General features: G+C 71.7%; 29 protein-coding genes and 2 tRNA genes. 16 read left to right on the forward strand and 15 right to left on the reverse strand.

From position 1 onward, the window contains the following. Positions 1–62 precede the first annotated feature (62 nt). Complete coding sequence (locus AC3ANS_RS06780) at positions 63–743, forward strand: helix-turn-helix transcriptional regulator (protein WP_488295405.1); 681 nt, start codon at positions 63–65, stop codon at positions 741–743. 9 nt (positions 744–752) lie between these two features. Here the strand turns inward: AC3ANS_RS06780 and AC3ANS_RS06785 are convergent, their stop codons facing one another. The 3 genes from AC3ANS_RS06785 to AC3ANS_RS06795 are packed head-to-tail and all read right to left on the reverse strand — an operon-like array spanning position 753 to position 2,675. Further along, positions 753–1,367 carry an energy-coupling factor transporter transmembrane component T family protein gene (locus tag AC3ANS_RS06785; protein WP_488295406.1) on the reverse strand — a complete coding sequence of 205 codons (615 nt, stop codon included), beginning with the start codon at positions 1,365–1,367 and terminating at the stop codon, positions 753–755. Then, complete coding sequence (locus tag AC3ANS_RS06790; RefSeq protein ID WP_488295407.1) at positions 1,364–2,056, reverse strand: energy-coupling factor ABC transporter ATP-binding protein; 693 nt, start codon at positions 2,054–2,056, stop codon at positions 1,364–1,366. The genes AC3ANS_RS06785 and AC3ANS_RS06790 overlap by 4 nt, the downstream gene beginning before the upstream one ends. Before the next feature lie 7 nt (positions 2,057–2,063). Then, positions 2,064–2,675 carry a biotin transporter BioY gene (locus AC3ANS_RS06795; RefSeq protein ID WP_488295408.1) on the reverse strand — a complete coding sequence of 204 codons (612 nt, stop codon included), beginning with the start codon at positions 2,673–2,675 and terminating at the stop codon, positions 2,064–2,066. 119 nt (positions 2,676–2,794) lie between these two features. Here AC3ANS_RS06795 and AC3ANS_RS06800 point away from each other — a divergent pair, with 119 nt between their 5' ends. Continuing rightward, positions 2,795–3,352: a TetR/AcrR family transcriptional regulator C-terminal domain-containing protein gene (locus AC3ANS_RS06800; RefSeq protein ID WP_488295409.1), complete on the forward strand. Its 558-nt coding sequence runs from the start codon at positions 2,795–2,797 to the stop codon at positions 3,350–3,352. Here the strand turns inward: AC3ANS_RS06800 and AC3ANS_RS06805 are convergent, their stop codons facing one another. From AC3ANS_RS06805 to AC3ANS_RS06815, 3 genes are read right to left on the reverse strand one after another with little or no spacing between them, the layout of a single operon-like run. Then, complete coding sequence (locus AC3ANS_RS06805) at positions 3,353–3,937, reverse strand: pentapeptide repeat-containing protein (protein WP_488295410.1); 585 nt, start codon at positions 3,935–3,937, stop codon at positions 3,353–3,355. Next, positions 3,934–4,203, reverse strand: coding sequence for a DUF2087 domain-containing protein (locus tag AC3ANS_RS06810; RefSeq protein ID WP_488295411.1), 270 nt, complete (start codon positions 4,201–4,203; stop codon positions 3,934–3,936). The genes AC3ANS_RS06805 and AC3ANS_RS06810 overlap by 4 nt, the downstream gene beginning before the upstream one ends. Further along, positions 4,200–4,769: a M23 family metallopeptidase gene (locus AC3ANS_RS06815; protein WP_488295412.1), complete on the reverse strand. Its 570-nt coding sequence runs from the start codon at positions 4,767–4,769 to the stop codon at positions 4,200–4,202. Before AC3ANS_RS06815 ends, AC3ANS_RS06810 begins: the two co-directional genes overlap by 4 nt. A 124-nt stretch (positions 4,770–4,893) precedes the next feature. On the opposite strand from AC3ANS_RS06815, the gene AC3ANS_RS06820 reads away from it, so the two are divergent. Further along, on the forward strand, positions 4,894–6,219 hold the full coding sequence (locus AC3ANS_RS06820) for an HNH endonuclease (RefSeq protein WP_488295413.1): 1,326 nt from the start codon (positions 4,894–4,896) through the stop codon (positions 6,217–6,219). Positions 6,220–6,321: 102 nt separating this feature from the next. Here the strand turns inward: AC3ANS_RS06820 and AC3ANS_RS06825 are convergent, their stop codons facing one another. The 3 genes from AC3ANS_RS06825 to AC3ANS_RS06835 all read right to left on the reverse strand — a co-directional run bounded on the left by AC3ANS_RS06825 (position 6,322) and on the right by AC3ANS_RS06835 (position 7,905). Continuing rightward, positions 6,322–6,660: a hypothetical protein gene (locus tag AC3ANS_RS06825; protein WP_488295414.1), complete on the reverse strand. Its 339-nt coding sequence runs from the start codon at positions 6,658–6,660 to the stop codon at positions 6,322–6,324. A gap of 150 nt (positions 6,661–6,810) precedes the next feature. After that, entirely contained in the window at positions 6,811–7,335 is a 525-nt protein-coding gene (locus tag AC3ANS_RS06830) for a 2'-5' RNA ligase family protein (protein WP_488295415.1), read from the reverse strand. A 9-nt stretch (positions 7,336–7,344) separates the two neighbouring features. Continuing rightward, positions 7,345–7,905, reverse strand: coding sequence for a TetR/AcrR family transcriptional regulator (locus tag AC3ANS_RS06835; RefSeq protein WP_488295416.1), 561 nt, complete (start codon positions 7,903–7,905; stop codon positions 7,345–7,347). 95 nt (positions 7,906–8,000) lie between these two features. Between AC3ANS_RS06835 and AC3ANS_RS06840 the strand changes: the two genes are divergently transcribed. Both AC3ANS_RS06840 and AC3ANS_RS06845 read left to right on the forward strand, forming a co-directional pair. Then, positions 8,001–8,456 (forward strand): hypothetical protein, encoded by a 456-nt coding sequence (locus AC3ANS_RS06840; RefSeq protein ID WP_488295417.1) that lies wholly within the window; start codon positions 8,001–8,003, stop codon positions 8,454–8,456. Between the two features lie 4 nt (positions 8,457–8,460). Further along, positions 8,461–9,162 carry a VOC family protein gene (locus AC3ANS_RS06845; RefSeq protein WP_488295418.1) on the forward strand — a complete coding sequence of 234 codons (702 nt, stop codon included), beginning with the start codon at positions 8,461–8,463 and terminating at the stop codon, positions 9,160–9,162. Between the two features lie 4 nt (positions 9,163–9,166). Here AC3ANS_RS06845 and AC3ANS_RS06850 read toward each other — a convergent pair whose 3' ends face one another. Together AC3ANS_RS06850 and AC3ANS_RS06855 are read right to left on the reverse strand one after the other, a co-directional pair. Beyond that, positions 9,167–9,853 carry a DUF6518 family protein gene (locus tag AC3ANS_RS06850; RefSeq protein WP_488295419.1) on the reverse strand — a complete coding sequence of 229 codons (687 nt, stop codon included), beginning with the start codon at positions 9,851–9,853 and terminating at the stop codon, positions 9,167–9,169. A 77-nt stretch (positions 9,854–9,930) separates the two neighbouring features. Then, positions 9,931–10,098, reverse strand: coding sequence for a DUF6767 domain-containing protein (locus AC3ANS_RS06855; RefSeq protein ID WP_488295420.1), 168 nt, complete (start codon positions 10,096–10,098; stop codon positions 9,931–9,933). 152 nt (positions 10,099–10,250) lie between these two features. Between AC3ANS_RS06855 and AC3ANS_RS06860 the strand changes: the two genes are divergently transcribed. Next, positions 10,251–10,718, forward strand: a complete 468-nt coding sequence (locus AC3ANS_RS06860) for a CoA-binding protein (protein WP_488295421.1) — start codon at positions 10,251–10,253, stop codon at positions 10,716–10,718. A 3-nt stretch (positions 10,719–10,721) separates the two neighbouring features. On the opposite strand, the gene AC3ANS_RS06865 is transcribed toward AC3ANS_RS06860, so the two are convergent. The 3 genes from AC3ANS_RS06865 to AC3ANS_RS06875 are packed head-to-tail and all read right to left on the reverse strand — an operon-like array spanning position 10,722 to position 12,775. After that, a complete protein-coding gene (locus tag AC3ANS_RS06865; protein WP_488295422.1) occupies positions 10,722–11,585 on the reverse strand; it encodes a 3-methyladenine DNA glycosylase in 864 nt (287 codons plus the stop codon). A gap of 18 nt (positions 11,586–11,603) precedes the next feature. Beyond that, positions 11,604–12,233, reverse strand: a complete 630-nt coding sequence (locus tag AC3ANS_RS06870; RefSeq protein WP_488295423.1) for a hypothetical protein — start codon at positions 12,231–12,233, stop codon at positions 11,604–11,606. Further along, positions 12,230–12,775, reverse strand: coding sequence for a SigE family RNA polymerase sigma factor (locus tag AC3ANS_RS06875; RefSeq protein ID WP_488295424.1), 546 nt, complete (start codon positions 12,773–12,775; stop codon positions 12,230–12,232). Before AC3ANS_RS06875 ends, AC3ANS_RS06870 begins: the two co-directional genes overlap by 4 nt. A gap of 108 nt (positions 12,776–12,883) precedes the next feature. On the opposite strand from AC3ANS_RS06875, the gene AC3ANS_RS06880 reads away from it, so the two are divergent. The 10 genes from AC3ANS_RS06880 (at position 12,884) to AC3ANS_RS06925 (ending at position 21,506) form a co-directional block, all read left to right on the forward strand. Continuing rightward, complete coding sequence (locus tag AC3ANS_RS06880) at positions 12,884–13,642, forward strand: M15 family metallopeptidase (RefSeq protein WP_488295425.1); 759 nt, start codon at positions 12,884–12,886, stop codon at positions 13,640–13,642. Between the two features lie 9 nt (positions 13,643–13,651). Then, entirely contained in the window at positions 13,652–16,042 is a 2,391-nt protein-coding gene (locus AC3ANS_RS06885) for a penicillin acylase family protein (protein ID WP_488295426.1), read from the forward strand. A 101-nt stretch (positions 16,043–16,143) separates the two neighbouring features. Next, a complete protein-coding gene (locus AC3ANS_RS06890) occupies positions 16,144–16,953 on the forward strand; it encodes a fumarylacetoacetate hydrolase family protein (RefSeq protein ID WP_488295427.1) in 810 nt (269 codons plus the stop codon). Then, the gene (gene gltX / locus AC3ANS_RS06895; protein WP_488295428.1) at positions 16,950–18,431 is read left to right on the forward strand and encodes a glutamate--tRNA ligase; all 1,482 of its coding nucleotides are present in this window, start codon (positions 16,950–16,952) and stop codon (positions 18,429–18,431) included. The genes AC3ANS_RS06890 and gltX overlap by 4 nt, the downstream gene beginning before the upstream one ends. 1 nt (position 18,432) lies before the next feature. After that, complete coding sequence (locus tag AC3ANS_RS06900; RefSeq protein WP_488296442.1) at positions 18,433–19,386, forward strand: CPBP family intramembrane glutamic endopeptidase; 954 nt, start codon at positions 18,433–18,435, stop codon at positions 19,384–19,386. Positions 19,387–19,453: 67 nt separating this feature from the next. Further along, positions 19,454–19,525: transfer RNA gene (locus AC3ANS_RS06905), tRNA-Gln, on the forward strand. A 91-nt stretch (positions 19,526–19,616) separates the two neighbouring features. Continuing rightward, positions 19,617–19,692 (forward strand) — tRNA-Glu (locus AC3ANS_RS06910). Positions 19,693–19,823: 131 nt separating this feature from the next. Continuing rightward, positions 19,824–20,330, forward strand: a complete 507-nt coding sequence (locus AC3ANS_RS06915; protein WP_488296443.1) for a GtrA family protein — start codon at positions 19,824–19,826, stop codon at positions 20,328–20,330. After that, positions 20,317–20,808: a lecithin retinol acyltransferase family protein gene (locus AC3ANS_RS06920; RefSeq protein ID WP_488295429.1), complete on the forward strand. Its 492-nt coding sequence runs from the start codon at positions 20,317–20,319 to the stop codon at positions 20,806–20,808. Before AC3ANS_RS06915 ends, AC3ANS_RS06920 begins: the two co-directional genes overlap by 14 nt. Before the next feature lie 89 nt (positions 20,809–20,897). Then, complete coding sequence (locus tag AC3ANS_RS06925; protein WP_488295430.1) at positions 20,898–21,506, forward strand: hypothetical protein; 609 nt, start codon at positions 20,898–20,900, stop codon at positions 21,504–21,506. A 13-nt stretch (positions 21,507–21,519) separates the two neighbouring features. Here the strand turns inward: AC3ANS_RS06925 and AC3ANS_RS06930 are convergent, their stop codons facing one another. Continuing rightward, the gene (locus AC3ANS_RS06930) at positions 21,520–22,320 is read right to left on the reverse strand and encodes a siderophore-interacting protein (protein WP_488295431.1); all 801 of its coding nucleotides are present in this window, start codon (positions 22,318–22,320) and stop codon (positions 21,520–21,522) included. Positions 22,321–22,329 lie beyond the last annotated feature (9 nt).

Raw genomic sequence — 22,329 nt, forward strand, 5'->3', positions numbered from 1 at the left:
GACGTTAGAGATGCGACCCTTCTTTTGTCAATGAATCAATCCTTTAGAGATAGGGTCGGCTCGTGAGCGAGGACTTCGAAGCCGCGGTGAGCGGGGTCGGTGCGCTGGTCGAGCCCGCACGGCGTGCCCTCTACCTGTACGCCGCCCAGCAGCCCGAGCCGGTGAGCCGCGAGCAGGCCGCGGCCGCGTGCGAGCTGCCGCTGCACTCCGCGAAGTTCCACCTCGACCGCCTGGTCGAGGAGGGCCTGCTCGAGGTGGAGTACCGACGGCTGTCGGGGCGCAGCGGGCCGGGGGCGGGCCGGCCGGCCAAGCTCTACCGGCGCTCGGACCGTGAGGTCTCGGTGTCGCTGCCCTCGCGCCACTACGACCTCGTGGGCGACGTACTGGCCGCCGCGATCGAGGAGTCGACCCGCGCCGGCGTCCCGGTGCAACGCGCGGTGGTGACCGTCGCGGGAGAGCGTGGCCGGGTGATGGCCGAGGCGGCCGCGCCGCGCGCCGAGGGCGAGCTCGACCGGACCGCGGAGGTGCTCGCCGAGCAGGGCTACGAGCCGCATCGCCGCGACGACACCCTCTGCTTGTCCAACTGCCCGTTCGACCGGCTCGCGCGCGACCACGTCGAGCTCGTGTGCGGGATGAACCTCGGGCTGGTCGGTGGCGTGCTCGAGGGCCTGGGCTGCGACTCGCTGGGCGCGGTGCTCGAGCCCGAGGAGGGGCTGTGCTGCGTGAAGGTGCGCAGCCGCTGACCGGTCGAGCTAGTCGTCGCCGACGCCGCGAGCGTGCAGCGCGTCGCCGGTCTCGTGGGCCCGGGCGACCACGCGGATCACGAACGGCGTGAGGTAGGCGCGCGGGTGCCGGCCCAGCCCGCGAGCACGGGCCGCGTCGCGGGTCTCGAGCGCGAGGGCGACCGTGCCCGGCAGGGCCTGGACGGCCAGGCCGATGGTCAGCGCCACCCGGTCGGGGTCGACGCCGAGCCGGCGCAGCGGGGAGATCCAGCGCACGAGAGCGTCGAGGATGGCGTTGACCGGCGTCGTCGCCGAGACCGCGATCGCGGCGAGCGCGAGGGAGATGAGGTCGAGCAGGGTCTCGACGGCCTTCGCCGGCCCGCTGACCCACCACTGCAGGGCCCCGGCGATCACGGCGATGAGGAGCACGCTGCGTGTCGTCCGCACCAGCATGCGGAGGCCGATGCGGCCGACCATCGCGAGTGCCAGCGCGACGGCCAGGAACGCGACGGCCGCTCGGGCGTCGCGCACGATCACGATCGCCATGGAGAGTGCAGCGAGGCCGCCGAGCTTCGCGCCGACCGGCAGCCGATGCAGCAGGGAGGTCCCCGGCTGGTAGACGCCGACCAGCAGCGGGTTGCTCACGCCGGCACGCTCGCGAGGTAGTGGTCGACGGCCGCGTCGGCAGGGCCGTCGTACGTCACGGCGGCGCCGGCGACCACCAGCACCCGGTCGCAGCGCCGGGCCAGGTCGAGGTCGTGGGTGACGAGCACCAGCTGCTGGTCGAGCCCGAAGAGCAGGTCGGCCACCCGCCTCGTGTTGGCCAGGTCGAGCAGCGTCGTCGGTTCGTCGGCGACGAGCACCGCCGGCTCGACCGCGAGCACGCCCGCGAGGGCCAGCAGCTGCTTCTGGCCGCCGGAGAGTGCGTGCACGCTGACGTCGGCGTGCTCCGCGAGCCCGTTGCGGGCGAGCACCTCGAGGGCGCGCTCTCGACGCTGCCGGGCGTCCTTGACGGTACGCCGCAGCGACAGCTCGACATCCTCGACGCAGGTGGGCATCACCAGCTGGGCTGCTGGGTCGGTGAAGCAGAACCCGACCCGGCGCCGGACCTCTCGGCCCTGGCGGGTGGCGTCGTACCCGTCGACGAGCACCCGGCCCGTCGACGGGGCGACCAGGCCGTTGATCATCCGGGCGAGCGTGGACTTGCCGGAGCCGTTCGCCCCGATCACGCCGATCCGCCGTTCGACGAGCTCGACCGTCGTCGGCTCGAGGACGACCCGGGAGCCGTCCGGAGCTTCGACGGTCAGGCCGGCGGCATCGAAGACGATCGGCACGACGCCGTCAGCTGCGCTTCAGCAGCTGTGGGAACGCCTTGTGCACCTCGGCGGCCACGAGTGCGACGACGAGGATCTTCACCACGTCGCCGAGCCAGAACGGCGCATCCCAGGTGAAGGCCGTCTGCCAGGAGATGTCGGAGAAGACCTTCATGCCGTAGACGCCGGCGAGGTGGTTGACGACCATCCCGGGCACCGCGCACAGGAACACCCAGAGTGCGATGGTCCGGTAGGACCGGGCGACGTACTGCACCAGGAACCCGGTCAGCAGTGCGGCGACCGGGAACGACCAGAGGTAGCCCGCGCTGATGCTGCTGAAGCTGCCCAGGCCCGAGCTGTGGTCGGAGAACACCGGCAGTCCGGCCGCGCCGAGGCCGAGGTAGAGGCTCACGGCGAGGAATCCGCGCCAGGGGCCGAGCAAGGCACCGGCGAGCATCACGCCGAAGGTCTGCAGGGTGATCGCGACCTGGCCGCCGCCGACGGGGATGCCGCCGATGTAGGCGCAGGCCGAGATGAGCGCGGCGAAGGCCGCGATCAGCGCGATGTCGGTGGTCGAGGAGCGGCGGCGCGCGGGAGCCTCGTCGAGTGTCGGGTTGTCGGCGGTCTCGGCCATGGTCATGCTCTGATCCTTCGGTCACGTACCTGAACGGTGGTCAGGTGAACGGCGTTCAGGTTAGGCTGCAGCCTGCGGGCCGGTCAACGGACCATCGGCCCCCAGTGGACCAGGAGAGGTGTGACATGCGCTACCACCGCGCGGATGTGGTCGACCGGGCGGTCGGGGTGCTGGACGCCTACGGACTGGCCGACCTGACCATGCGGCGGCTCGGCTCCGAGCTCGGGGTCCAGCCCAGCGCGCTCTACCACCACTTCGCCAACAAGCAGCTCCTGTTGGCCGCGGTGGCCGACGAGATCCTCGCCCGCGGTGCGCACGGGGCCCGCCTCGCCGCCTGGGACGACCGGGTCGCCACCGTGTGCGGTGAGCTGCGCGACGCGATGCTGGCCTACCGCGACGGCGCCGAGCTGGTGGCCACGGCGTACTCCTTCGGGCTCGGCGCCACCGGTCCGTACGACGAGCTGGTCGCGTCCCTGACCGACGGAGGACTCGACCCCGACCTGGTGCCGACGGCCGCGCGCACGCTGCTGCACTTCGTGTTCGGCCACGTGGTCGACGAGCAGACCCACCTGCAGGCGGGGTCGGCGGGCGCGATCGACGACCAGCCGCGCGAGTCCTCGGACTTCGGCGTCGGCCTCGGGCTCGTGCTCGACGGGATCCGGCTGCGCCAGCGCGTCGGCTAGCTAGGGCTCCACGATCGCGCCGTGCAGCTCCGCGAGCTGGACGGCCCCGGCGAGGTCGAGCCGGGTGTCCTTGAGGCGGGCGACGGTCAGGTCGACGCCGCTGAGGTCGGCGCCGCGCAGGTCGGCACTCGCGAGGTTGGTCTCGCGCAGGGTCACCCCTGCCAGCCGGGCGCCGCGCAGGGAGCTGCCGGTGAGGTCGCACATGGACAGGTCCGCCTCGCGCAGGTCGAGGTCGGCGAGGTCGAGACCGGCCAGGTTGGTGCCGCGCAGGCTGACCCCGAACCACTGGCCGCCGCGCACAGCCAGCGGTCGCATCGTGCACTCGGAGAACGTCGAGCCGGTGAGCTTGCAGCCGTCGAGCATCGCGTCGAAGAAGCTGGTGCGCCGGAAGTCGCACGCCACGAACGCCGTCGTCACGTGGGTGGAGGAGTTGAAGCGGCAGTTGTGGAACGTGCAGCGCTCGAACGTCGCGCCCTTTGTGACGACCTCGGTCAGGTCGACCTCGGTGAACGTGACGTCGGTGTACGACACCGCGCCGAGGTCCTCGCCGTACCAGTCGAGGTCGCGCAGGTGCTGCTCGCTCACACCGCCACCGTCCCGCCGCTGCGCCAGTAGACGCCGTCCTCGCGGGTGAGGAAGAGGTTCTCCACCAGGTAGCGACGCAGGGCGGCGTGGTCGGGGTGGAAGCGCTGCAGGATCTCGTTGACCTCGGTCTCGGGGTAGCGCTCGCCGGGCTCGAAGGTCTGGGCGAGGTGGTCGAGCACGACCAGCAGCTTGGCGCGCCTGGACGGGATCGTGTGCAGCCGGCCGTCGTCGGTGAGGAACGCTCCGAGCACGCGGTCGTCGGTCACTGCGGCTCCACTCGTGGAGTCAACGCGAGCAGCTCGCGTGGCTTGACCGCGGTGGAGAGACCGCCGCCGACGGCGCGCTTCTCGAAGTGCAGGTGGCAGCCGTCGGGGGCGCCCCGGTCGTTGGCGCGCGCGAACATCGTGCCCTTGGCCACCATGTCGCCGGGCTCGACGTAGACCTTGCGGGTGTGGCCGATGACGAGGTCGAACCCGCGCTTGCGGTTGCGCAGCAGCACCGGGTTGTCGCCGTACGCCGGGCCGAGGGCCTCGTGCGGCATCACCCGCAGCCGGACCGCGGCGTACAGCGGGGTGCCGCACGGCATCGCGATGTCGAGGCCGTGGTGGAAGCCGTGGCCGTCGCGGCAGCGCGGGTCGGGGGAGTAGTAGGGCGCGCTCGTGCAGCCGAACGGCACCATGATCCGGTGGGCGCCGCCGAACCACGGGGACGTGTAGTAGGTCTTGTCCTTGGTGTAGAAGACCCAGCGCGGGTCGCGGGCGCCGGCCGAACCGGCCAGCGTGACGACCATCGCGAGAGCGAGAAGGGTTGCGGCGAGGCGTCCGAGGCGCATGGCCTCACGCTAACGGTGCTCACCCCCATCGTGCTGAGGTGCGAGCGAGGCTCGCCTCGAAACCTCTGTCCACAACCGACCTGCAGCATTGACTCCGGAAACCTCCGGACATAGAATCAAACACATGTTCGATCTCTCGGGTGCTCCGGACGCCGCCGTTGCGGGGTTGGTCGCGGGGCTCGTGTGCGCCGAGGTGACCGAAGACGACGCCGAGAAGATCGACCAGATCCGTGAGCTCGAGGTCCTCAAGTGCGCGGCCGAGGCGCGGCAGGCCCGGTTGGCCGCTGCGCTGGACGCCTCCCAGCGGGCGCGGGCGGCCGAGCATGGTGAGCCGGCGGCGCGGCAGGGGCGGGGGATCGCGGAGCAGGTGGCGTTGGCGCGGCGGGAGTCGCCGCACCGAGGGCGTCAGCACCTGGCGTTGGCCACGGTGCTCGACCGTGAGCTGCCCTGCACCCGTGCGGCGTTCGCGGCGGGCCGGATCACCGAATGGCGAGTGATGATCATCGCCCGGGAGACCGCGTGCCTGTCGCTGGAGGACCGCCGGAGCGTGGACCGGGCCATCGCGGGGGACCCGGAGGCCTTGGAGGGCTACTCCGACCGGGTCGTGCTGGCCGAGCTGCGCAAGCTCGCTGCCCGCCTCGACCCCGCGTCGGTGGCCGAGCGGCGTCGTCGCGCGGAGGCCGAGCGGTGTGTCACCGTGCGGCCGGCGCCGGACACGATGGCCTACCTGACCGTGCTGCTCCCGGTCGCCCAGGCCGTGGCCTGCTACGCGTCGTTGAAGGCCGAGGCCGACACCGGGGTCGCGACCGGTGACCCGCGGTCACGGGGCCAGGTCATGGCCGACACCCTGGTCGCCCGGGTCACCGGCTCCGTCGATGAGTCGGGGCAGCCCGTGGTGCCGGTGTCGATCGGCCTGGTGATGACCGATCGGGCGCTGCTGGCCGGCGCGCATGACGACGCCGCGATCCTCGACCACGGCCCCATCCCGGCCGGCTTGGCGCGTGACCTGGTGCTCGCCGCGGGGGATGCGGAGACCCGGGTGTGGTTGCGCCGGTTGTTCACCAGCCCGGCCACCGGTGAACTGGTCGCGATGGACTCCCGCCAGCGGCTGCTGCGCGACAACCTCGCCCGCTACATCCGCTACCGCGACCAGTGGTGCCGCACCCCCTGGTGCGGGGCCCCGATCCGCCACGGTGACCACGTCACCGACCACGCCCTGACCGGGACCACCGACTCCGAGGACGCCCAAGGTCTCTGCGAGGCCTGCAACCACGCCAAACAGGCGGTCGGCTGGCGAGCCAGACCCAGCCCCGGCCCCGGCCCCGGGCACACCGTCGAGACCACCACCCCGACCGGACACACCTACCCCTCCACCGCCCCACCCGTCCTCGGACTGCGCCGCGGCGCCTACCAACAACTCTGGGAAGGCCACTGGGCACTCGTCGGCTGACCTGAGGCTGGCTCCCGGCATGGTCCTCTCTGCTGATCGCGGCACGAGCGCAGCGGAAGGCGCGCCGCCGTTCGAGGTGGTGACCTGCGATCGTGCGCGCCGTCAGCGGCGAACTGCGCGCGTGGCCTTCTTCACGGCGCCGGCGCCCGCGCCGGCGACACGAGGGATCAGACGGTGTGGCCTGCGATTCGCCAGATCGATGACGGAGTCGGCGATCCCCCAGGTGAGCTTGCCCTCGGACAGCTCGACCAAGGTCTCCATCGGAAGACCGACGGTGAGGTCCTCCAGCTCCTGACGCTCCTTCTCGGTGGCGACCGGAGGGAGCTGGCGCACGATCATCGCCTTGAACGCGCGCCCGGGCAGTGTCGTCGCCAGCTCGAGCACGGTGGATTGACGGGTGAAGGGCCGGGCGATGCTCGACTGGCTCGGGTCGTGGGGCATGGGATCTCCTGTGAGGGCATGGGCCGCGAACCGGCACCGCGCAACGTACCGCGGATCGCCCGCACGCCGCGCCCTAAACGACCATGTCGAGCATCGAGCCTTGCCACGCCGGTTGGGCTCCCGTCGCACGGCCCGGCGGCGTGCTGGTGCTCAGGGACCCAAGGGCCACGACAGACGCAGTCCCGTCGCTCTCGGCTCGTACCACGCGAGGTCGAGCCGGGTCGCTCGGCAGCGAGCGGGCAGGACGCCCTCGAGCAGCGCGCTTGTCGAGGCCTCGGTGACGTCAGCGGATCGCAGGTCGAGGGTGAGGTGCGGTGCGACGTCGCCGTACCGGCCTTCGTACGGCGGGTGCTCGGGGAACTCCGCGCTGAGCCGGGCCGTGAGCTTGCGGAACGGCTCGTCGGGCTCGGGCACGAGGTGGATGATCCCGTCCTGGAACGTCGCGATCTGTCCGAGTACGAAGTCGAACGCCGGGGTCTCCGCCGCGATCGCCGCCACCCGCCGCTGGAGGTCGTCGGTGAGCTCGGGGGCGAACGGTCCGAGGGCGGTCACGTGCGCGTGCACATACGCCGAGTCCGCCGACAGGTAGCTCCGGTCGTAGTGGATCGTGCGCGCCCGCACGAAGCCCTCCAGTTGCGGCACCGGCACCTGCAGCACGGAGTGACCAGGAAACACCCGCTCAAACTAGGCGACCAGCCGGAGGGCCGTGCGTGCGGTGCGTTCGAACGGCTCCAGGGACTGGGCGGCCCGGCAGAGGATGTGGGCCCCCTCCAAGAGGACGACGAGCGTCGTCGCGAGGTCCTTGGCTCTCCTGCGGGCCATGCCCGACTCGACGAGCCGGCCGGCGATCGCGGCCGTCCAGGAGTCGAACGCCGTTGCCGCGACCGCGCGGAGCGCATCGGTGTGCGGGTCGGTGTCGACCGTGACCGCGGCTACGGCGCAACCGCCGCCGGCGGCACTCGCGGCGACCACGGGACGCACCGCTGAGAGGAACGCGCGCACGACGCCGGCTGGGCTCTCCGCGGGCAACGCCGCGAAGGCGTCGCGCGCCTGCTGCCCGTTGACGGTGGCGGCCTCGGTCACCAGCTCCGCCTTGCCACCCGGGAAGTGGTGGTAGATCGCGCCGCGGGCTGCCGAGCTCGAGGCGAGCACCTCGCTGAACGACATGCCCGCCACCCCACGACGTTGGAGCGCCTCGATGGCGGCCGTGACCATCCGGGAGCGTGTGTCGGCTGCAGGGTTCATCTCTCGTGGCTCCCCTCTTGACTAGGACGCTCATCCTATTCCATGGTGAGCCCGGCACTAGTACGACCGTCCTAGTGCGAGCGAAGGAGCCTCCCATGCCCATCACTGTCACCGCCCCGAGGGGGGTCCTCACGCCGATGGGTCAACGGGAGGTCCTTCCTCGTCTGACTGCAGCCCTGATCGACGAGAGCGGTGCGACCGGCAACCCGTTCTTCACGCCATTGGTCGGTGGGACCGTGCACGTCCTGGACCCGGCGGACATCTATGGGGGCGGCGTCAACCGGCCGATCGTCATGGTCGAGCTCAAGCTGCCGAACATCGGCCTGCCCACGCTCGAGGCGCGCGCCTCCTTCATCGCGGCCGCCACCGACATCGTCCTGGAGCTGTCAGAGCCGGGGCACTCGCCGGACGACGTCTGGGTGAACATCCTCAACGCCCTCGACGGGGCATGGGGGATCGGGGGCCGCGCATGGACCGGTGACCAGCTGATGGCCGCGACCATCGAGGCCGCGACCGACGAGACCGCGCGCCACCACGACGCGGCGGAGTGAGGCGATGCCACCGGGCGAGCCCCACTCTCCCGCTGGGTTCGCCGAGGGCGATCCTTGCTGGGTCGACCTCGGCACGCCCCACGTCGAACGCAGCGCTGCGTTCTACGCCTCGCTGCTCGGCTGGACGGTGCGACCGCCCGACAGCGACGGCTATCGCCTTGCCGGGCTCGACGACGAGCTCGTCGCCGCGCTCGGCCCCGCCGAGGATCCCGGCGCGCCGTACTGGAGCGTCTACCTCCACACGCCGGACATCGACGCGGCCGCCACGGCGGCAGTGGCCGCGGGCGCGACCGTGCTTGTGCCACCAGCGCAGGCAGGCGACGCGGGCGTCGCGGCCGTGCTGCGCGATCCGGCAGGCGCCCCGCTGTCGCTGTGGCAGCCTCTGGGTCACGCGGGGACCGTGCGGTCCGGCGAGCACGGCACCTTGGCAACCGCCGAGCTGCACTCCTCGTGCGCCGACCTCCACGTCGAGTTCCTGACGCGGGTCTTCGGCTGGCAACCGGCCGAGCGAGCGTCCGCCGCTGTGCCCGGCCGGTATCCGTCGCCCTGGATCGTGAGCTTCCACGTCGCCGACGTCGCTCGTGCCACGCGACACGCCATCGAGCTCGGCGCCACGGTCGCGCCGGATGTGCTCGACGCGCTCGTCGATCCCGACGGTGCCCTCTTCGGACTCGTCGCGGACAGCGGTGTGCGGCGGCCGAGCTGACCCGTCACATCCAGACGCCCGACGCCACGAAGCAGGCGGCGGCAGCGACCGCGAGAGGAGCGGACAGGACGGCGGCCGCGATCGCGACCAGCGGCCGTCGCAGCGACGCGACGAGCACGAGGAGGCCGAGGACGCCGAGGATGCGGGCCTCGGGCGGCACCTCGCCGTACGACAGCTGGGAGAGCTGGAGTGCGTCGCCGAGCAGGAGCGCGGCACCCACGGCGGTGCCCACGACGGCCAGGAGGGCGGACGGTCCCGCGGACCACGCACCGGCCGCCCCCAGGGACGACCCGACAAGGACCGCGAGCACCAGCCAGTAGTGCGCGACGGGCGAGGTGACGATGCTCGGGTCGTCACCGAGCCAGGCCACGCCCGCGATGTAGTAGGCCTCGACGGCGACCGCGAGCATGGCGACGCCGGCCGCGGCCGCGACGACGGCTCCGGTGCGCAGCGCGAGTGTCAGGAACGCGCCGAGCGCGAAGGCGGCGATCGCCCACCCCGCGCTGGAGTTCGCGACGGTGGCCCACGGGCCGGGGGCATCGATGTTCCACCACAGGTCCCCGACGCCGAGCACGACGCCGGAGCCGATCGCGATCGGCACTGCAGCCGCCGCTCGGGGCCACGGGGAGGCCGCAGCGACGGCGGTGGTGGCGGCAGGAGTGGACAGGCCCGGGGCTTGCAGCGTGGTCATGCATCGAGCCTCGTCGGCTCACCGTCGTGAGCCATCCTCCTGAGGTGCCGACCAGGATGCCTCGGGTACCGCGCGGCTCAGCCGACGAGCATCTCGCGGCGGATCTCGGCGAGCTGGGCCCGCAGCTCGGGGTCGTCCATCACGAGCCCGACGAGCTGGCAGTCCTCGGGTCCGTGCGCCCCCGGCTGGCACAGGCGGCACGCGTCACCGGGGCGGAGCAGGCACTGCGGTTCGGGAGCTCCCATGTCTGCGACGCTACGCCCGCCACTTTGGTCTTTGCAGGGCCTAAGGTCACCTGGGACGTTGTCCTCTGGCCATGCCTGCTCCTGCCGACCAGCATCGGAAGCCAGTGGGCGAGTGCCCCGCTCGCCCGGTCCGGAGGTGTCTCGTGATTCCGATGAAGGAGGCGGCAGAGGAGTTCCTGTCGCACAAGCGGATCGCCGTCACCGGCGTGTCCCACGCCGCGAAGGGTCATGGCGCGAACGCGGTCTACCAGCGCCTGCGCGAGCGCGGGTACGACGTCGTGGCGATCAACCCCAACGCCGAGCGTGCCGAGGGCGACGTGTGCTACCCGGACCTCAAGTCCGTGCCAGGCGGCGTCGAGGCGGTCGTGATCGGCACCCGTCCGGAGACCGCCGAGGCGACCATGCACGAGTGCGTCGACCTCGGCATCACCCGGGTCTGGATGCACCGCGGCCCGGGCAAGGGGAGCGTCTCGGAGAAGGCCGCGGCGTACGGCCGCGAGCACGGCGTGACCGTGATCCCCGGCGGCTGCCCGTGCATGTTCGGCGCCACCGCCGACGGAGGTCACAAGGCGATGCGCTGGATGTTCGGCCTGACCGGCAACGTGCCCAAGAAGATCTGAGGCTCAACTGACGGCGAGGAGGCGCTCGCACTCCGCGACCAGCCGGGCCCGCAGCGGTGCACCGCGCTCGGCGAAGCTGCGCTGCGCCTCGACGTACTCCGCCTTGCCGGCGGGGGTCTCGACCCGGACCGGCTCGAACGCGCCGTCCTCCAGGCCCGAGAGGTCGTACGGCGCCGCCCGCATGTCGAGGACCCGGATGTCCCGCGCCAGCTCGAAGGCGTCCGCGACGAGGTCGGAGCTGATCATCGGGGTCAGCCGGAACGCGTGCTTGTAGAGGTCCATGCCGGCGTGCAGGCAGGCCGGCTGCTCGTACGCCGGACGGTCGGCCGACGTGGGGCTCAGGGTGTTCAGCGGGGCCGCCGCCGGGGTGAAGAACCGGTAGGCGTCGAAGTGCGAGCAGGCGATGCGGTGCGTCTCGACGACCGTGTCCGTGCCGGCGGCCCCGAGCCGGAGCGGCCAGGCGGAGTGCCGGGTCTCGTCCTCGGAGAGCCGGTAGACCATCGCCCACTCGTGCATGCCGAAGCAGCCGAAGTTCGCCGGCCGTTCGGCGGTCGCGCCGAGCAGCCGGCGCAGCGACTCGATCAGCGGCCGCTGCGCCGTGACGTGGTCCGCGGTGACCGAGCCGTCGGCGTACCCCTTGAGCCCGGCGTACTCCGGCGCGTCCTCGAGCCGGACGCCGTACCCCGGGTGCCAGCGCCGCAGCTGCGCGGGGCGCTGGGCGTAGTAGGTGAACAGGAAGTCGTGCACCGGGTGCTTGACCCGGTCGCGGCGCCGGGCGAGGTGCGGTGCGACGAACGCGTCGACCCGGGCCTCGTGGGCCGCGGCGCGCGCAGCCCACTCAGCCCGCTCCAACACCTGCACCTGCACCGCATCAGGGTAGGTCGTTCAGCCCACGCCGAGCTCGGCGGAGTCGCCGACGTGCACGCTCCCCAGGAACGCGAGCATCGATGCCTCGTCCCAGCCGGCGTCGTCGGGGTACTGGATCCGCACGACGCCCGCGGGCTCGCCTGCCCGGCTGCGCGTCGCCATCGTCGTGTAGCCCTCACCGGAGTCGTAGACCCAGAAGTCACGGCCGTCGCGGTTGACCTCGCGCCCGTCGGGCTCGTTGGCGTCGAACATGATCACGAGCTTGCCCACGAAGTCGTCGGGGTTGTCCGAGGTCGACCCGTCGTCGGGGGCGATGGTGACCGTCTGCGGCCGCTGGCCCTGCACCGACCAGCCGCGCGGGGTGAGGTCGAAGGTGTACGGCGTGGCGTCGAACTGCTTCGCGACGAGCTGCACGCCACCGGGCGACACCTGGGTCGTGTGCTGGTCGGTGTCGTTCAGCACGGTCGCGACGCCGACGCCGAGCACGGTGGTGACCGCGAGGCCGGCGAGGCCGGCGCGGAACCGCCGGCGGTTGCGGGAACGGGCCGCGCCCTGGGCGCGCGCCAGGTCCTCGGCGAGTGTCGGCGCCGGGCGGTCGGTCTCGGCGACCATTCCGAGTGCCTGCTTGATGTCGTGGGTCGGGCTCATGGGGATACCTCCAGCAACAGGTGGTCTGCGGCGCCCAGGACGGCGCGCAGGTGGGCGAGGGCTCGTGCGTTCTGGGACTTCACGGTCCCGGGGGAGCAGCCGAGGACCCGGGCGGTCTCGGTGACGTCGAGGTCGTGCCAGTGCCGCAGCACCACGACGGCTCGCTGGCGCGGCCCGAGCGTGGTCAGGGCGGCCAGGACGAGAGCCCTGAGGTCCGGGTCGGCGCCGGGTGCGGCGGGCTCGGCGGTGAGCTCGCCGGACGGGTCGGCCATCGTGGTCTCGCGGCGCCGGTGGGCGCGCCGGGTCTCGTCGATGAACACGTGGGTCAGGCTGCGGCGCGCGTAGGCCAACGGGCTGTCGGCCCGGCGCACCCGCCCCCAGGACAGGTAGAGACGCGTCAGCGTGGTCTGCACCAGGTCCTCGGCGTGGGCGTCGTCACCGGCACACAGCAGCGTCGCGGTCCGCATGAGGTCGCGGCGGTGGTCGCGGGTGAAGGCGACGAACTCGTCGGCACGTCGGGTGTTGCGATCTGTGGGCTGCAAGCGAACCTCCTCTCACTGACCTGACGGATGCGGCGTCGACAACGGTTGCACGAGGCTCCGTGCAACCTGGCGATCGGCGGCACCGGTCAACGGAGCGTGGGAAGAAACGTGATCGCCGTCCTCGCCGTCTCGACCGTGGTCGCCCTCGGTGGCGGTGTGCTGCTGCAGAGCCTGTCGGACGGGGCGGCCGTGCCACCGGTCGGACCGACCGCCACGAGTGCCGCGGCGCCACGGCATCGGGCCGGTCCGGGGCAGGAGTTCGTCCGCGATGCCCACTCGACCACGGACCCCAGCAGCATCTGGGTGATCGTGAACAAGACCCACCCGATCGACCCGACCGACTTCCGCCCGCAGGTCTCGATCGTGCGCGGCTACCAGGTGGCGACCACTGCTGCGGCACCGCTGGAGCAGCTGCTCGCCACCGCCGACGCCGAGGGGCTGGGCTTCAAGATCGCCAGTGCGTTCCGTTCCTACGACTACCAGCTCGGCGTGCACGCGGACCTGGCGGCCAGCCGCGGGGACGCCGAGGCCGATCGGGTCTCCGCCCGCGCCGGCTACAGCGAGCACCAGACCGGGCTGGCGGTCGACCTCGTGACACCGGCGGACCCCTCGTGCGACTTCGACGCGTGCTTCGCCGACACCCCGGGGGGCCGGTGGCTGGCGAGCGAGTCGTGGCACTACGGGTTCATCGTGCGCTACCAGCCGGGCACCACCGCGATCACCGGCTACTCGCCCGAGCCCTGGCACCTGCGGTTCGTGGGGCGCGCCCTGGCCGCCGAGCTGCACCGGACGGGCGTCAGCACGCTCGAGGAGTTCTTCGGGGTTTCGGGAGGCGATTACCCCGCAGGAACCGCAGGTGACCATTAGGTTGCGTGGGTGCAACTTCGGTATGGCCCACGTCACACGCCCCGCGTGGTCGTCGCCCTCGCGTCCCTGCTCCTGCTGACCCCGGCGACGGCTGTCGTCAGCTCGGTCGTCACCACGGCCGACGCGGCCGCGCCGCCGCCGGCCCGGACCTCGGCGTACGACGTCACGATCCAGATCACCGACCACGGCATCCCGCACATCCGCTCGACCACGTTCGCGGGCGTGGCGTACGGCGCGGGGTGGATCACCACCGCCGAGGCGACGTGCAACCTGATGGACACGCTGCTCACCGCGCGCGGGCAGCGATCGCTGTACTACGGCCCGGACGCGACCTACCAGGACAACGTCGGTGGCTCCGCCACCAACCTCGAGTGGGACACGCTCGTCACCGACCTGCACGACCGGGGCGTCGTCGAGAAGCTCCTCACCGACCCGGTGGCCGGCCCCAGCGCCCGGGCGAAGGCGATGGTCGTCGCCGAGACCGCCGGCATCAACGACTGGCTGCGGCACCACCCGATCACCGACCCCGCGTGCGCGGACGCGGCGTGGATCAAGCCCGATGTCACCACCACCGACGTCTGGTACGCCTTCTACCTCGCCCAGCTGATCTCCTCCACGAGCCGGCTGCTGCCCCAGATCACCAGCGCCGCTCCTCCGGCCGCCGGCGCCAAGCCCGCCCCGAGGCCGACCCGCGCCGCGCTGCGTGAGGCACTCGCGCCGGACCACGAGTTCGGGTCGAACGCCACCGCGGTCGGCGGCGACGACACCTCGACGCGCCGCGGGATGATCCTCGGCAATCCGCACTTCCCGTGGCTGGGTCGCTACCGCTTCACCCAGATGCACCTGACCGTGCCCGGCAAGATGGACGTCGCCGGCGGGGCGCTGACCGGGTTCCCGGCCGTCAACATCGGGTTCAACAAGGACGTCGCCTGGAGCCACACCGTGTCGACCGGCTACCGGTTCACGCCGTACCAGTACACGACCGCCGGCACCCCGACCAGCTATCACACCGCCGGTGGCCAGGTCGCCCAGCTCGAACGCCGCGACGTCGAGGTCCAGGTCGCCACCGACAGCGGTGTCGACACCGTGACCCGCACCCTGTGGCGCACCCCCGAGGGCTACGTGCTGAACGCGCCGAGCCTGTTCATGGGCTGGACCAAGGACAGCTTCTGGGCGTTCCGCGACGCCAACGCCGAGCACCTGCGCACGTTCGACACGTTCCTCTCGATGGACATGGCGCACTCGGTGCGTGACCTGCTGCGCCGCCAGGACCGGGGCGGAGGCATGCCCTGGGTCAACACGATCGCCGCCGACCGCAGTGGCGACGTCCTGTACGCCGACCACGCGGTCACCCCGAACGTCACGAACGACATGGCCTCCCGCTGCATGACCTCCGCCGGTGGCCTGATCTTCTCCGCGTCCGGCCTGCCCGGGCTCGACGGCACCCGCGCGAGCACCTCGTGCGCGTGGGGGACCGACAAGGACGCCGAGCGTCCGGGCATCCTCGGCCCCTCGCACCTGCCCGAGGTGGTGCGCCGCGACTGGGTGATGAACGCCAACGACTCCTACTGGACGCCCAACGACCACGTCCGCCTGACCGGCTACCCGCGCATCATCGGCTGCGAGGACTGCGAGCGCACCATGCGCACCAAGGTCGTGATGTCCTACGTGCGCGACCGGCTGAAGGTGGGCAAGGAGACGCCGGCGACGCTGGCCTCCCACGAGCACGCCAACCGGGTGTACGCCGCCGAGGTGGCGCGCGCGGGCGGCCGGCTCGACCAGGTCTGCGCCGCCACCGGCCTGACCGCGGCGTGCCAGGTCCTGCACGACTGGGACGGCCACTCGGACGCGACGTCGTCGGCGGGCGCGGCGATCTTCGAGGAGTTCGTCGCGATCGCCGGTGCGCGCAAGCTGGCCCTCTGGACGGTCCCGTTCGACGCCGACCAGCCGCTCACGACGCCGCGCGGCCTGTCGACCGCGCAACCCGTCGTCGACGCCATGAAGGACGCGATCACGCGGGTGACCGACAAGGACCCCGGCCTGGACAAGACGTACGGCGAGCTCCACCGCTCGGGCGACCGCGGGTCCGCCGGCTGGCCCCTCGGCGGTGGCCTCGGCGACCTGTCCGGCGACGCGAACGCCGTGAGCAGCACGCTGGGCGACCCCGTCCTGGACCCGGTCACCCGCGGCTCGTCGTACATCCAGGCGATCGCGTTCCGCGGCCAGAAGGACCTGGTGGCGCGCACGATCCTCACCTACAGCCAGTACGAGGACCCGGCCTCGCCCTGGTCGGACGACCAGACGAAGCTGTTCTCCCAGGAGCGGTGGGTGCGGTTCCCGTGGACCGCGGCACAGATCAAGGCCCAGCTCGTGTCGACGCTGCACCTCACCGGCGGCTGAGGGACCCCGGGCGCTCGGTAGGCTCGCCAGGTGACCACCCCCCGAAATCGCGGCCTCCCCCGCTACGCTCCTCCGTCCACGATTTCGCGGGGACCCCGGTAATGCGCATCGCAAGGTTCACCACAGGCGAGGACCCGCTCTACGGCGTGGTCACGGGCGAGCTGGACGAGTTCGGACAGCCGGACCCGGACAGCGTGGTCGTGGCGCTGGCCGGCGACCCGCTGTACGTCGGGATCAAGCTGCTCGACCAGGAGCACCGGCTCGAGGACGTGCGCCTGCTCGCGCCGGTGTTGCCGCGCAGCAAGGTCGTCGGGATCGGCCGCAACTACGCCGCCCACGCGGCCGAGATGGGCAACGACGTCCCGACCGAGCCGTTGATGTTCCTCAAGCCGAACACCAGCGTGGTCGGCCCGGGTGACCCGATCTTCTACCCGCCGCAGACGCAGAACCTCCACTACGAGGGCGAGCTCGCGGTCGTGATCGGCCGGATCTGCCGCGACGTACCTCCCGAGCAGGCGACAGACGTCATCCACGGCTACACGATCGCCAACGACGTGACCGCTCGCGACCTGCAGAAGCGCGACGGCCAGTTCACCCGGGCCAAGGGCTTCGACTCGTTCTGCCCGCTCGGACCGTGGATCGAGACCGACCTGGACCCGCACGACTTCGCCGAGGGCCGGCGTCTGCAGACCCACCTCAACGGCGAGCTCATGCAGGACGGGTCCACCGCGGACCTGGTCTTCGACATCCCGGCGCTGGTCGCGTACGTCTCCAGCGTGATGACGTTGCTGCCCGGCGACGTGATCCTCACCGGCACCCCCGAGGGTGTCGGACCCATGAACGTCGGTGACGAGGTCGAGATCTCGATCGCCGGCCTCGGCACCCTCACGAACAAGGTGGCACAGCGATGAGCACCCCCCTGACCTCCCGGGCGGTCCGCGTCCGCTTCTGCCCGTCCCCGACGGGCTCGCCGCACGTCGGCTTCGCGCGCACGGCGCTCTACAACTGGGCGTTCGCGCGCCACCACCAGGGGACGTTCGTGTTCCGCATCGAGGACACCGACCGCGAGCGCAGCACCCAGGAGTCCTACGACGCAATGCTGGGCGCGATGCGCTGGCTCGGCCTCGACTGGGACGAGGGGCCCGAGGTCGGCGGCCCGCACGGGCCCTACCTCCAGTCCGAGCGCGGCGACATCTACCGCGACGTGCTCGCGAAGCTCGAGGAGTCGTCGTACACCTACGACTGCTTCTGCACCACCGAGGAGGTCGACGCGCGCCGCAAGGCCTCCGGCTCCAAGGTGATGGGGTACGACGGCTTCTGCCGCGACCTCACCGACGAGCAGGTGGCGGCGTTCCGCACACTCGGTCGCGAGCCCGTCGTCCGGTTCCGGATGCCCGACGGCTCGATCACCTGGCACGACCTGGTGCGCGGGGACATCACGTTCGAGACCCAGTTCGTGCCCGACTTCGCGCTGTGCCGTGCCAACGGCGACCCGCTCTACACACTGGTCAACCCGGTCGACGACGCGCTCATGGAGATCACCCACGTGCTGCGCGGCGAGGACCTGCTCTCGAGCACCCCGCGCCAGATCCCCTTGCACCAGGCGCTCATCGAGCTCGGCATCGGCAAGGTGATGCCGGAGTTCGGCCACCTGCCGTTCGTGATGGGGGAGGGCAACAAGAAGCTCTCCAAGCGCGACCCGGAGTCGCACCTGTTCCTCTACCGCGACCAGGGCTTCCTCCCCGAGGGCCTGCTGAACTACCTCGCGCTGCTGGGCTGGGCGATCGCCGCCGACCGTGACGTGTTCGACCTCGAGGAGATGGTGGGGGCGTTCGACATCAAGGACGTCAACCCCAACCCGGCCCGCTTCGACCTGAAGAAGGCCGAGGCGATCAACTCCGCGCACATGCGGCTGCTCTCGCTCGACGAGATCACCGAGCGGGTGCTGCCGTTCCTCAAGGACGCCGGCGTGCTCTCCGACCCGGTCAACCCGGCCGACACCCAGCTGCTCGAGCTGGCGATGCCGCTCGTGGCCGAGCGCATCAACAAGCTCACCGAGTCCGTGGACATGCTCGGCTTCCTGTTCGTCGACGAGGAGGCCTTCACCCGCGACGAGGCCGACGTGGAGAAGCTCCTGGGCGAGGACGGTCAGGCCGCCGTACGCCGCTCGCTGGAAGCGCTCGAGGGCTTGACCGAGTGGTCGGCCGGCGCGATCCAGGACGCCCTGCAGGCCGCGCTCGTGGAGGGGATGGGTCTCAAGCCACGCAACGCGTTCGGGCCGGTGCGGGTGGCCGTGACGGGCCGCCGGATCTCCCCGCCGCTGTTCGAGTCCATGGAGCTGCTCGGTCGCGACCGCTCGCTGCACCGGCTGCAGAGCGCTCTTGCCTGACGTGGAGCCGGACGGCCGCTCGTACCCACTCGTCCACCGGGGCGGCCGGTCCGGGACCTGGCGCCCGATCCTCGGAGTCCTGACGCTGGGCGTGGCGTTCCTCGTCGTCATCCCGGTGCTGGTGCAGCTGCCGTTCGCGCTCGGCCTCGCGCTGGCCGGTCGAGACGTGATCGACGGCATCGACAGGTTGCTCGACCTCGACCACCCGACCCCGCTGGGCCTGGCCTACCTCAATGTGGTGCTGGCCTGCGCGATCCCGGTGGTGTGGCTGCTCACCCGGGTGCTCCACGGGCTCCGGCCCGGCTGGGTCGCCTCGGTGCGACCGCGGCTGCGCTGGCGCTGGTTCCTGGTCTGCTTCGGACTCGCGATGGTCGCGCTGCTCGCGACGCTCGTCGTGTCGGCCCTGGTGCCCTCACAGGGCGAGGGCACCGAGCTGAGCGGACATCTCAACGACTTCACCTCGACCACCCGCGACTTCGTGCTGGTCGTGGTGCTGCTCACGCCGTTGCAGGCCGCGGGGGAGGAGTACGCGTTCCGTGGCTACCTCACCCAGGCGTTCGGCGGGCTCTTCGGGCGGCCCTGGGCCGCCGTACTGTTCCCGGCGCTGTTGTTCGCGCTCGCCCACGGTGCGCAGAGCGCCCCGGTGTTCTTCGACCGGTTCGCGTTCGGCCTCGTGGCGGGCCTGCTCGTGGTGCTCACCGGCGGCCTCGAGGCCGGCATCGCCATGCACGTGCTCAACAACTGGCTCGCCTTCGGGCTGGCGCTCGCGTACGGCGACATGGCGTCCTCGTTGAACCCCTCCGGCGGGAGCTGGTGGTCGATCCCGGTCACGCTCACCCAGTCGGTGGTCTACCTCGGCCTGGTGCTCGTCGTGGCGCGACGTACCGGCCTGCGGACCACCACCGACATCCCTGTGGGGGTGGGCGAATTGGTTGCTCCGAGCGGTCGCGTGTAGTGTTCTCCACCGTGCCCACCGCCTCGCGCGAGGGCGCAACACGGACCGATTAAGTTCAGTTGGTCAGTGGGATATGGTGTAATTGGCAGCACGACTGGTTCTGGTCCAGTTAGTCTAGGTTCGAGTCCTAGTATCCCAGCGAGATCGCAGTTCCCCGCCGCGTGCGGGCCTGCGATTTTGTGCGAGCATCCGGGTCCGATAAGGTTCTCGAGTTGCTCGCAGAGCACCATGCCCCGTTCGTCTAGCGGCCCAGGACGCTGGCCTCTCACGCCGGAAGCACGGGTTCGAATCCCGTACGGGGTACCACAGCAAGAGGCTCAGGATGGTCAGAGGTGGCCGCCCTGAGCCTCTTGTCTTTCGTCAGGCTGGTCCGTGCACGGTCCGGCTTCCCGCCGGTCGGATCGGCCCGACCGGTTGCTAGCCTTGTCCTGGTGAGGATGCGGGAGTCGTGGCAGCGCGATGCTCGCCGACTCCTCGGGGAGGCAGTCCGCTTCGTGATGGTGGGCGGGCTCGCGACGGTGGTGTCGTTCGTGGGGTTCAACGCGCTCGTGCACGGGCTCTTCCTCGGCGCCGAGCCGCTCGCCGACCAGCCGATCCTGGCCTTCGTCCTGGTCAACGTGCTGGCCGGGTTCGTGGCGTACGCCGGTCTGCGGGTCTATGCCTTCCGGGACCGCGGCGTGGGTGACACGGGGCTGGTCAGGTTCTTCGCGCTGGGCGCCCTCACGATGGCGATCCCGGTGGTGTGCCTGGGGGTGAGCAGGTACGTGCTCGGGCTGAGCAGCCCACTGGCCGACAACCTCGCCGCCAACGTCGTCGGGCTGGCGATCAGCGCCGCCGCGCGGTTCTGGGTCTTCCGCAGGTTCGTGTTCGACCAGCTTCCCTCCGGCGACCCGTCCCCGTCGCTGGCCTCCGTGTCTGGAGGACCCGCACATGGCTCGTGGTGACCATCTCTTCGTCCGTCGCGGACGGCGCTACACCCATCACGGCATCGACTGTGGTGACGGGACCGTGATCCACTACGGCGGTGTACGCCGGACCGGCCGACAGATCGAGCGGACCTCGCTGACCGACTTCGCCGCGGGGTCCGAGGTGCTCGTCCGGATCTACCGCGAGCGGCTCCCGGTCGAGGAGATCATCGCGAACGCCGAGTCGCGTCTGGGATCGGGCGGCTACCACCTGGTCAGGAACAACTGCGAGCACTTCGCGACCTGGGCTTCGACGGGCGCGGCGACCAGCCGCCAGATCCGCGGCTGGGCCATCGCGGCGCCGGGAGCGTTCGCGTCCGTGGGTGTCGCGGACGCCGCGGGCATCCACCTGATGCTGCTCGGCAGCCTGAGCATGGGTGCCTACGCCCTGTCCCGGCCGGTACGCCGTCGCCGCGAGGAGCACCCGGCGCCCGACGACGCGCGCGCCGCCGCCTGAGCACCTGCCGATCACCGGTTGCCCCTCGTCGAGCCCGTCGCAACTCCTGCCGGTCGGCGGGCGTCGTAGGAGCGACGGAAGGAAGCTCGATGACTGACTCGGCACGTCTGAGAATCGCGGTGGGGCTGGCGGCGGCCGGTGTGTTCCTGGGCGGATGCGCCCAGGGTGGCTCGGAGGGCGACTCCGCGCCCCCCACAGCGGCGTCACCCTCGGTGACCGGCTCGGCCTCGGCGCCCGCGAGCACGCCGACCACCCCGGGCACACTCGAGCACCACCGCCCATACTCCGACGTGAACCCGCCACCGCGCCGGGCCGGGGACTTCGTGGTCAAGGTTCTCGCGCTCACCCGCTCCGCGCCGGAGGACGACGGACATCCCCGACGGGCGGCGAGGCGGACCGGCCCCGAGTACTGGGGCGAGGAGGTCCGCACCTGCGTGAAGCCGTCCAGCCACCGCCGCCACGTCGTGGGCTGGGACGACTGGCGGGCCCGTGGCCTCGACGGTCGGCTCTACCCGGCGGACGCCACGGGACCCCAGCCGTTGCGCACCCCGGTCTATCCCTCCCACCGGGTCCTGTCGCCCGGTGACTGCGTGACGGGGTGGTGGCTGATCACCGTCCCGAGGGGACAGATGGTGGACTCGATCCAGTTCGCGCCGGGCGGCGGACGAGCCCTGATCACCTGGAAGTCGATGCGCTAGGCCGCGGTGCGGATCAGGCGACGTCGGCCTCCATGGCCGCGACGTACTCGCGCTTGACGCGGCGCCACTCCTCGTCGGCCATCTCGCGCCGCCAGTACGGCGAGCACGACATGTCCGCACGCGTCAGGCCGCGCTCCGCGAGCAGGTGCCGGCGGATCCCGCGGACCTCGTCGGCCTCGCCGTGCACGAACGCCTGCACCCGCCCTGCGGGGAAGTCGAGGTCACGCAGGCTCTCGAGCAGCAGCGCGGTGTCGGTGGTGTCGCCGGTCCGGTGCAACCAGACGAGGTCGACCGAGGCCGGCGAGGGGAGCGCGATCTCGTGGTCGGCGCCGTCGCACACCAGGCGCACCACCGCGCGAGCGCCGCTCGGCAGCACCTCGAGCGATGCCGCGATCGCCGGGAGTGCGGACTCGTCGCCGACCAGCAGGTGCCAGTCGGCGCCCGGGTCGGGCCGGTAGCCGCCACCAGGTCCCTGGAACACCAGGACGTCGCCGGGGCGGGCCGTGGCCGCCCACGGGCCAGCGACCCCTGAGTCGCCGTGCACCACGAAGTCCAAGGTCAGCTCGCCGGCGGTCGCGTCCCAGTGGCGCACCGTGTAGCGACGGCGCGCCGGCCAGAGCTCAGGGGGCTGCTCCTCGCGGACCTGCGCGGGGTCGAAGACGTCGCCGTACGGCGCTCCCGCGGGCGGGATCGCGAGGTTGACGTAGGCGTCGGTCGCGTCCGGCATCTCGAAGCCGTTGAGTCCTGGGCCGCCGAGCACCACCCGCACCAGGCCCGGGGTCAGCCGCTCGGTCCTCACCACCTGCCCGTGCATCCTGCTCCT

It is taken from the genome of Nocardia sp. 149-1B, from assembly GCF_057747975.1.

Excerpts from the sequence above, each read along its gene's own strand:
- AC3ANS_RS06795 (WP_488295408.1), bottom strand. The coding sequence starts at position 2,675 with ATGACCATGGCCGAGACCGCCGACAACCCGACACTCGACGAGGCTCCC.
- AC3ANS_RS06800 (WP_488295409.1), top strand. The coding sequence starts at position 2,795 with ATGCGCTACCACCGCGCGGATGTGGTCGACCGGGCGGTCGGGGTGCTG.
- AC3ANS_RS06815 (WP_488295412.1), bottom strand. The coding sequence starts at position 4,769 with ATGCGCCTCGGACGCCTCGCCGCAACCCTTCTCGCTCTCGCGATGGTC.
- AC3ANS_RS06820 (WP_488295413.1), top strand. The coding sequence starts at position 4,894 with ATGTTCGATCTCTCGGGTGCTCCGGACGCCGCCGTTGCGGGGTTGGTC.
- AC3ANS_RS06825 (WP_488295414.1), bottom strand. The coding sequence starts at position 6,660 with ATGCCCCACGACCCGAGCCAGTCGAGCATCGCCCGGCCCTTCACCCGT.
- AC3ANS_RS06835 (WP_488295416.1), bottom strand. The coding sequence starts at position 7,905 with ATGAACCCTGCAGCCGACACACGCTCCCGGATGGTCACGGCCGCCATC.
- AC3ANS_RS06840 (WP_488295417.1), top strand. The coding sequence starts at position 8,001 with ATGCCCATCACTGTCACCGCCCCGAGGGGGGTCCTCACGCCGATGGGT.
- AC3ANS_RS06845 (WP_488295418.1), top strand. The coding sequence starts at position 8,461 with ATGCCACCGGGCGAGCCCCACTCTCCCGCTGGGTTCGCCGAGGGCGAT.
- AC3ANS_RS06850 (WP_488295419.1), bottom strand. The coding sequence starts at position 9,853 with ATGACCACGCTGCAAGCCCCGGGCCTGTCCACTCCTGCCGCCACCACC.
- AC3ANS_RS06855 (WP_488295420.1), bottom strand. The coding sequence starts at position 10,098 with ATGGGAGCTCCCGAACCGCAGTGCCTGCTCCGCCCCGGTGACGCGTGC.
- AC3ANS_RS06860 (WP_488295421.1), top strand. The coding sequence starts at position 10,251 with ATGAAGGAGGCGGCAGAGGAGTTCCTGTCGCACAAGCGGATCGCCGTC.
- AC3ANS_RS06870 (WP_488295423.1), bottom strand. The coding sequence starts at position 12,233 with ATGAGCCCGACCCACGACATCAAGCAGGCACTCGGAATGGTCGCCGAG.
- AC3ANS_RS06890 (WP_488295427.1), top strand. The coding sequence starts at position 16,144 with ATGCGCATCGCAAGGTTCACCACAGGCGAGGACCCGCTCTACGGCGTG.
- gltX (WP_488295428.1), top strand. The coding sequence starts at position 16,950 with ATGAGCACCCCCCTGACCTCCCGGGCGGTCCGCGTCCGCTTCTGCCCG.
- AC3ANS_RS06915 (WP_488296443.1), top strand. The coding sequence starts at position 19,824 with ATGCGGGAGTCGTGGCAGCGCGATGCTCGCCGACTCCTCGGGGAGGCA.
- AC3ANS_RS06920 (WP_488295429.1), top strand. The coding sequence starts at position 20,317 with ATGGCTCGTGGTGACCATCTCTTCGTCCGTCGCGGACGGCGCTACACC.
- AC3ANS_RS06925 (WP_488295430.1), top strand. The coding sequence starts at position 20,898 with ATGACTGACTCGGCACGTCTGAGAATCGCGGTGGGGCTGGCGGCGGCC.
- AC3ANS_RS06930 (WP_488295431.1), bottom strand. The coding sequence starts at position 22,320 with ATGCACGGGCAGGTGGTGAGGACCGAGCGGCTGACCCCGGGCCTGGTG.